Genomic DNA, 7,508 nt, shown 5'->3' on the forward strand with positions numbered 1-7,508 from the left:
CATGCCCGGGATCGGCGAACCACCGCTTCAACCATGTCGGACAGTCCCCGGACTGCTGACGTGGCGTCGTGCCCGCAACCCCGCCGACGTGGCCATCGAGGTCGCCGGCGTCGACACGCTGACCTTCGAGCAGTGGGACCGCGACGCGGCCGCGCTCGCCTCCGCGCTGCGGAGTAGGGGAGTCACCGCGGGCGCGGCGGTCGGCCTGGTCTTCGCCGGCCGTGACTGGACGAGCTTCGCCGTCGCGTACTGCGGCGTGCAGCGCGCGGGCGCGGTCGCCGTGCCGCTGCCCGACCAGCTCCCGCCCGCCCGGCTGTCCCAGCTGCTCGCGGCCTGCGGAGCCGACCTCGTCATCAGCGGCCGCGCCGAGGTCGACGCGCTCGTCGCGGCGGGCACACCGGACCCCGCCGACGACGCCCGCTCCGGCGCGATCGCCCAGATCCTGTTCACCTCGGGCACCTCCGGGCGGCCCAAGGCGGTCGCCGCGACCCACGCCAACCTCACCGACGGCGTACCCGCGCACCCGAAGCGGCTGGCGCTGGCCCACTCGCGGCGCTTCCTGCACGCCTTCCCGATCGGCACCAACGCCGCGCAGACGATGCTGATCAACGCCCTGACCGCCCGGCCCTCGGCGCTGACCCTGCCGCGGTTCACGCCCCGCCGGTTCGCCCAGCGGCTGCCCGAGGTCGGCACCGTGTTCCTCGTGCCCGCGACGGCGATCGAGCTGCTCGACTCCGGCGCGCTCGACGGCCTCGACCTGTCCGGGGTGAACCTGGTCGGCTCGACCGCCGCACCGCTGCCACCGTCGGTCGCCCTGCGGCTGAGCAGGGTGTTCCCCAGCGCGGCGATCGTCAACCACTACACGTCCACCGAGGCGGCCCCCGCCCACACCAACATGATCTTCGACCCCGCCCGCCCGGACGCGGTCGGCCGGGTCACCACCGGCGCGGTACGGATCACCGACGCCGACGGCGGGCCGCTGCCCGACGGCGAGATCGGCCACGTGTGGCTGCGCTCGCCGCACGCCCGCCGCTACCTCGGCGACGACGACGCCACCCGGGACACCTTCCAGGACGGCTGGGTCCGGATGGGCGACCTGGGCCGGCTGCTCGGCGGCCACCTGTACCTGTCCGACCGCGACAGCGACGTGGTCAAGTCCGGCGCGTACAAGATCTCCACGCTGGAGGTGGAGGCCGCGCTGCACGAGCACCCCGCCGTCGCCGCGGCCGCGGTCGTCGGCGTGCCGCACCCGGTGCTCGGCGCACGCCTCGCGGCGGCGATCGTGCCCCGCCCCGACGCGGGCGAGGTCGGCCTGCCCGGCATCCGCGCGTTCCTCGCCGAGCGGCTCGCCGACCACCAGCTGCCCGGCGACCTGCTCGTGCTCGATCAGCTCCCGCGCAACGACGCGGGCAAGGTCCTCAAACGACAGCTGGTGAAACTCTTCCCAGCCGGCACCGGAGGTGGCGCGTGAATCCGATCAGCCACGGCGTGTGGTTCACCGAGCAGGCGGCGGTGGCGGGCACCGCGTACCACATGGCGCTCGGGGTGTGGTTCGACGGCGAGCTCGACCGGCACGCCCTCGGCGAGGCGTGCGCCGCCGTCGTGGCCAGGCATCCCGTCCTGGCCTGCGCGGTCGTCCTCGACGGCGACCTGCCCCGGCTGGTTCCCGCCGCCGAGAAGATCACGCTCAGCGACGCACCCTACAGCGACGCGCGCCTGCGTGAGGAGATCGCCCGGCCGTACGACCTGAGCCGCGGCCCCCTGGCCCGGTGCACGCTGCTGCGCGAGACCCCCACCCGCCACCTGCTCCTGTTCACCGCCCACCACCTCGTCTTCGACGGCATGTCCAAGGACCTGCTCCTCGACGACCTCGCCGCCGCCTACCGCGGCACGGACCTGCCACCGCTGCCCGACCTGGCCGCCGCCGAACCGGGCGAGCAGGCCGTGCAGGCCGCCCGCGCCTACTGGGCCGAGCACTGGACCGGCGCCGGCGAGCCCGTGCTGCCCGACCTGACCGGCGCCCCGGCCGCCGCCGAACCCGGGCACACGGTCGAACTCACGATGCCGCCCGTCGACGTCGGCGGCCTCACCCGGTTCGAGGTGCTGCTCGCCGCGATCCACGTGCTGCTGGCGCGGTACGGCAACACCGGCATGCCGGTCGCGGTCGGACTGTCCACCCGCGACGAGGACACCGCCGCGCGGATCGGCCTGCACGTCAACGAGCTGCCCATCGGCGTCGCCCCGGCGCGCGGCCGGTTCCGCGACTACGCCCACGACCTGCGCTCACGGCTGCGCGAGCTGTACCGGCACCGCACCGTGCCCCTGGCCCAGGTCGTCGGCGGGCTGCGGGCCGCGCCGTCGCTGACCGCGGTCTCGGTCGGCTACCGGCGGCGCGGCCCCGCACCCGCCTTCCCCGGCCTGCCCACGGACGTGCTGTGGTCGCTGTTCCACGGCGCGGCGCGCAACGCCCTGCACATCCAGATCGTCGACGGACCCGACGGCGACCTCGCGGTCAGCCTCCAGCACAGCCCGGCCCACCTGCCGACCGCCGCCGCACACCGCATCGGCCAGCACCTGCGGACTGTGCTGGCCGCCGTCGCCGCCGACCCGGACACCGACGTCGCGACCATGGCGGTCATGCCCGCGGCGGAACTCGCCACCGTCCTGCACGGCTGGAACGACACCGCCCGCGAGCAGCGCGGCACCGTCGCCCAGCTGTTCGCCACCCAGGCCCGGCTGCGCCCGGACGACATCGCCGTCGTCGACGGCGACCACCGCCTCACCTACGCCGAACTGGACCACGCCGCCGCCGAGCTGGCGACCAGGCTGCCGGGACCCGGGGCGCTCATCGCGATCCGGCTGCCCCGCGGCCGGCAGGCGCTGGTGGCGATGCTGGCCGTGATGCGCGCCGGATCGGCGTACGTGCCGGTCGACCCGGCCTACCCGGCGGCCCGGCAGGAGCTGATCCTCGCCGACGCCCAGCCCGCCCTGATCCTCGACGACCTCGCCGCCGTACCGGCCGCGTCGCCCGGCGGCGAGGTACCCGCCGGCACCGCGTACGTCATGTACACCTCCGGCACCACCGGCCGCCCCAAGGGCGTGGTCGTGCCGCACACCGCCCTGGCCAACCTGCTGCTCGGCATGGCCGAGACGGTCGGCAGCAGGCCGGGGGACCGGTGGCTCGGACTCACCCCGCTGTCGTTCGACATCTCCGGGCTGGAGCTGTTCCTGCCGCTGGTCACCGGCGGCCGCCTGGTCATCGCCGGCGAGGCGGGCGGCCTCGACGGCCGGGCCGTCAACGCGCTGGTCGAACACGAAGGCGTCACGCACGTCCAGGCCACCCCGTCGGGCTGGCAGGTGCTGCTGGAGGCCGGCTTCGACGGCCGGGCCACGGTCACCGCGCTCGCGGGCGGCGAAAACCTCCCCCTCGACCTGGCCCGGCGGCTGCGCGCCAGGGTGTCCCGGCTCGTCAACGTGTACGGCCCCACCGAGACCACCATCTGGTCGACCGCCGAGGACATCCCCGCCGATCCCGACACCGTCACCATCGGCCGCCCGATCGCCAACACCCGCATCTACCTGCTCGACGACGCCGGAAACCCACTGCCCGTCGGCGTATGGGGCGAGCTGTGCATCGGCGGCCACGGCGTCGCCGACGGCTACCTGCGCCGCCCCGACCTCACCGAGCAGCGCTTCCGCCCCGACCCCTTCGGCGGCGGGCGGCTCTACCGCACCGGCGACCGGTGCCGCTGGACGGCCGACGGCCGCATCGCCTTCGGCGGCCGCACCGACAGCCAGGTCAAGGTGCGCGGGCACCGCATCGAGCTGGAGGAGATCGAAACCCACCTGCGCGAGCACCCCGCGGTCGCCCAAGCCGCCGTCGCACTGCGCGGCGGCGAACTGGCCGCCTACCTCGTGCCCCGCGGCGACACCCTCGACACCGCCGACGTGCGCCGCCACCTCGCGACCCAGCTGCCCGCGGCCACGGTGCCGACCTCGTGGACGGTGCTGACGCACCTGCCCGTGACACCCAGCGGCAAACTCGACCGGGCCGCGCTGCCCGAACCGGCCCCGACCCGCGCCCCGGCGAGCCCACCCGCCGCCGAAACCGACGACCTCGTACGCACCTTGCAGGGCATCTGGCAGGACGTGCTCGGCGTCGACGACATCGGCCCCGACGAGGACCTGTTCGACCTCGGCGGGCACTCGCTGACCATCACCCGGATCAACGTGCGCATCATGCAACAGCTCGGCCGGGACGTGCCGCTGGAGGTCTTCTTCGACACCCCGACGATCGCCGACATCGTCGCCTACCTGCGGGAGCGACCGTGACCGCCGAACTGAGCGGGCGGCTGGCCGCGCTCGTCCATGACGTCACCGGCGGATCGGTCACCGCCGACCAGGCCCTGACCGGCGGCTCGCTGCGCACCCTGGGCCTGGACTCGCTCGGCGCGCTACGGCTCATCGACGCCATAGACCTCGAGTTCGGCGTCGAGATCGACCTCGGGTCCGGGTCGGACACCCTCGACGCGATCACCAGAATGGTGGCTGACCGGCTATGAGACACCTGCCGCTGTCCGCGCTGCAACAGCGCTTCTGGTACCTGTGCACCGCCTACCCCGGCGACGCGTCGCCGATCCTGGTGCTCAACTGGCGGCTGCGCGGCCCGCTCGACGTGCCCGCCTGGCAGGCGGCCGTCAGCGCGGTCGTCGACCGGCACGAGAGCCTGCGCACCGGCTTCGTCCACCGCGACGGCGAACCCGTCCAGGTCGTCCTGCCACCCGCCGGGATCGACACCGAGCTCGTCGACCTCAGCGGCCTGCCGGAGGACGAGCGCGACACCCGGGCCGCCGAGCTGCTGTCGGCCCGTACCCACCGGCTGCTCGACCTCACCGCCGACCCGCTGGTCGGCTCCTGCCTGCTGCGCCTGGCCGACGACCACCACGTCTGGTGCTTCACCATGCACCACCTGCTCGCCGACGGGGCGTCGCTGCGCATCGTCGGCCGCGAGATCCGCGCCGGCTTCGCCGCCGCCCTCGACGGGGCCAAACCCGACCTGCCCGACCTGGAGCTGCAGTACGGCGACTTCGCGCTCTGGCAGGCCGAACAGGACCAGGCCGGCGACCTCGCGTACTGGCGCGAGCGGCTGGCCGGGGCGCCGCAACTTCAGCTGCCGACCGACCTGCCGCGCCCGGCGGAGAAGTCCGCGCACAGCGCCGAGCATCTGCACCAGATGAGCCCGGAGCTGGCCGGTGCGGTTGTCGAGCTGTCGCGCAGCGCCCGCTGCACCCCGTTCATGGTGCTGCTGGCCGCGCTGCAGGTGCTGCTGCGCGAACGCAGCGGCCAGGACGACTTCTGCGTCGGCACCCCCGTCGCCGGGCGGGTGCGCGCCGAGTTCGAGCCCGTCGTCGGGCTGTTCGCGAACACCCTCGCGCTGCGCGCCGACCTGACCGGCGATCCCGCCTTCGCCGAGCTGCTCAAACGTACGCGCACCACGGTCATCGGCGGGTTGCAGCGGCAGTCGGCGCCGCTCGGGCGGGTCATCGCGGCGCTCGGCGTGCCCCGCGAACCGGGCCGGACCCAGCTGTTCGACGTCGTGTTCAGCATGCGCAACGACACCCCGGCCGCGCTGACCCGGCTCGGGCCGGTCGAGGTCGAAGGCTTCCCGCACGGGCACGCCAAGGTGCTGCACGACCTCGTGTTCGACATCTGGCGGCTCGACGAGACGGGGCTGCGCGCCGGGATCCGGTACGACACGGCCCTGTTCCGGCCCGACACCGTCGAGGCGATGGCCCGGCGGTACGAGCAGATCCTGTCCGCCGTGGTCGCCCGGCCCGGCGACCGCCTGTCCGAGCTGGTGGCATCCCATGGGTAGGCACATCGCGTTCTTCAACATCCCCGCCATCGGGCACGTGTTCCCGACCCTGCCGGTGGTGGAGGAGCTGACCCGGCGCGGGCACCGGGTGACGTACTGCACGACCGAGGAGCGGCGGCCGGTGGTCGAGGCGGCGGGCGCGGTCGTGCGGCCGTACCGGTCGCTGCGCCCGGCGGACCACGATCCGACGCTGTGCGCGCCCGCGCGTGACGGGTACATCAGCCATACGCTGCTGGCGTTCCTTGAAGAGGCCGAGGCGACGTACGCGCAGCTCGCGCCGCTCTACCGCGACGACCGGCCCGACCTGGTGGTGTTCGACCGGATGGCGTTCGCGGGGCGGGTGCTCGCCGCCCGGCTGGACGTGCCCGCCGTCCAGCTGTGGCCGATGCTGGTGTCCAACGAGCACTGGTCGATGGGCCAGGCCCTGGCCGCTTTCGACCCCGCCGACCCGGTGCTCGGCATCTACCAGTCCCGGCTGGAGGCGTTCCTCGCCGAGCACTGCCCGGTGCTGGACCCGGCGCAGTTCCTCACCCCGCAGCCCGAGGCGCACCTGGCGTTCTACCCGCGTTCGTTCCAGTACGCGGGGGAGCTGTTCGGGCCCGGGTACCGGTTCGTCGGGCCGTGCCTGCGGAGTACGCCGCTGCGGTGGTGGCCGCCCCGGGACCGTGACGTGCTGCTGGTGACGCTTGGCACCGTCTACAACAACCGGCCCGACTTTTATCGACACTGCGTCGAGGCGTTCGGCGGCACCGACTGGCATGTGGTGCTCGCCGTCGGCGAGCGCATCGACCTCGGGGCGCTGGGACGTACGCCGGGCAACGTCGAGGTGCGGCGGTTCGTGCCGCAGCTCGACGTGCTCGCCCACGCCACGGCCATGATCTGCCATGCGGGTATGGGCGGGGTCATGGAGGCGATGAGCGCGGGTGTGCCGGTGCTCGCCGCGCCGCAGACGCTGGAGCAGGAGGCCAACGCGCTGCGCGTGGAACAGCTCGGACTCGGCACCCGGCTGACCGCCGAGCACGCCGACCCCGGCGCGCTCAGGATGGCGATCGAACTCATGGTCAAGGACCCGACCATCATGGACGGCGTCGACCACATGCGCCGCGCGATCACCGCTGCCGGCGGCACGCCCCGAGCAGCCGACATCATCGAGCAATTCGTGCTCTAACCGCTGTGTGTCGGCGACCCATCGTGGTCAGAGAAGCCTGTATCGGGTGCGAGTCGCGGGGTTTCACCAGATCCTCTGGAGGGTGCCGCGGCCTTCGGGCAGTGGAGGAATCCGGACTCCCGTGTAGCGGGGCAAGGACAGCCGATCCGTCGCTAGGCGGACCGGCGGCCGCTGTCGGACCACACCGCTACGGTGGCTGCCGTGAGCACGCAGACGGGCCAGGCCGCCGGGCATGCCCGGTACACCTATCGGCTGCGTGCGTCGTCCGCCGCCGAGAAGCTGCTCAACAGCGAGTGGGACCGCTGCCGGTGGATCTGGAATGAATGCGTCGCCAAATCGCAGGCCGTCCATGCTCACAACCGGGCGCGTCCCGCAGACAAGCTGACCTGCGGCCCGGCGCAGCTCGACAAGATGCTGACCGAGGCCCGCAAGACCACGCCCTGGCTCGCGCAGGGCTCGTCGGTT

At 73.7% G+C, this 7,508-nt stretch carries 6 protein-coding genes; all 6 read left to right on the forward strand.

From position 1 onward, the window contains the following. Position 1 precedes the first annotated feature (1 nt). Complete coding sequence (locus tag Cco03nite_RS30495; RefSeq protein ID WP_203696357.1) at positions 2–1,471, forward strand: class I adenylate-forming enzyme family protein; 1,470 nt, start codon at positions 2–4, stop codon at positions 1,469–1,471. Further along, positions 1,468–4,332 (forward strand): non-ribosomal peptide synthetase, encoded by a 2,865-nt coding sequence (locus tag Cco03nite_RS30500; RefSeq protein WP_203696359.1) that lies wholly within the window; start codon positions 1,468–1,470, stop codon positions 4,330–4,332. Before Cco03nite_RS30495 ends, Cco03nite_RS30500 begins: the two co-directional genes overlap by 4 nt. Next, on the forward strand, positions 4,329–4,562 hold the full coding sequence (locus Cco03nite_RS30505; RefSeq protein WP_203696361.1) for an acyl carrier protein: 234 nt from the start codon (positions 4,329–4,331) through the stop codon (positions 4,560–4,562). The genes Cco03nite_RS30500 and Cco03nite_RS30505 overlap by 4 nt, the downstream gene beginning before the upstream one ends. Further along, positions 4,559–5,875, forward strand: a complete 1,317-nt coding sequence (locus tag Cco03nite_RS30510; protein WP_203696363.1) for a condensation domain-containing protein — start codon at positions 4,559–4,561, stop codon at positions 5,873–5,875. The genes Cco03nite_RS30505 and Cco03nite_RS30510 overlap by 4 nt, the downstream gene beginning before the upstream one ends. Further along, positions 5,868–7,043, forward strand: a complete 1,176-nt coding sequence (locus tag Cco03nite_RS30515; RefSeq protein ID WP_203696372.1) for a macrolide family glycosyltransferase — start codon at positions 5,868–5,870, stop codon at positions 7,041–7,043. The genes Cco03nite_RS30510 and Cco03nite_RS30515 overlap by 8 nt, the downstream gene beginning before the upstream one ends. A 201-nt stretch (positions 7,044–7,244) precedes the next feature. Further along, positions 7,245–7,508 (forward strand): hypothetical protein (locus Cco03nite_RS30520; protein WP_203696374.1); only part of this gene is annotated, 264 nt, incomplete at its 3' end.

This window comes from Catellatospora coxensis, assembly GCF_016862635.1.
GTDB lineage: Bacteria > Actinomycetota > Actinomycetes > Mycobacteriales > Micromonosporaceae > Catellatospora > Catellatospora coxensis.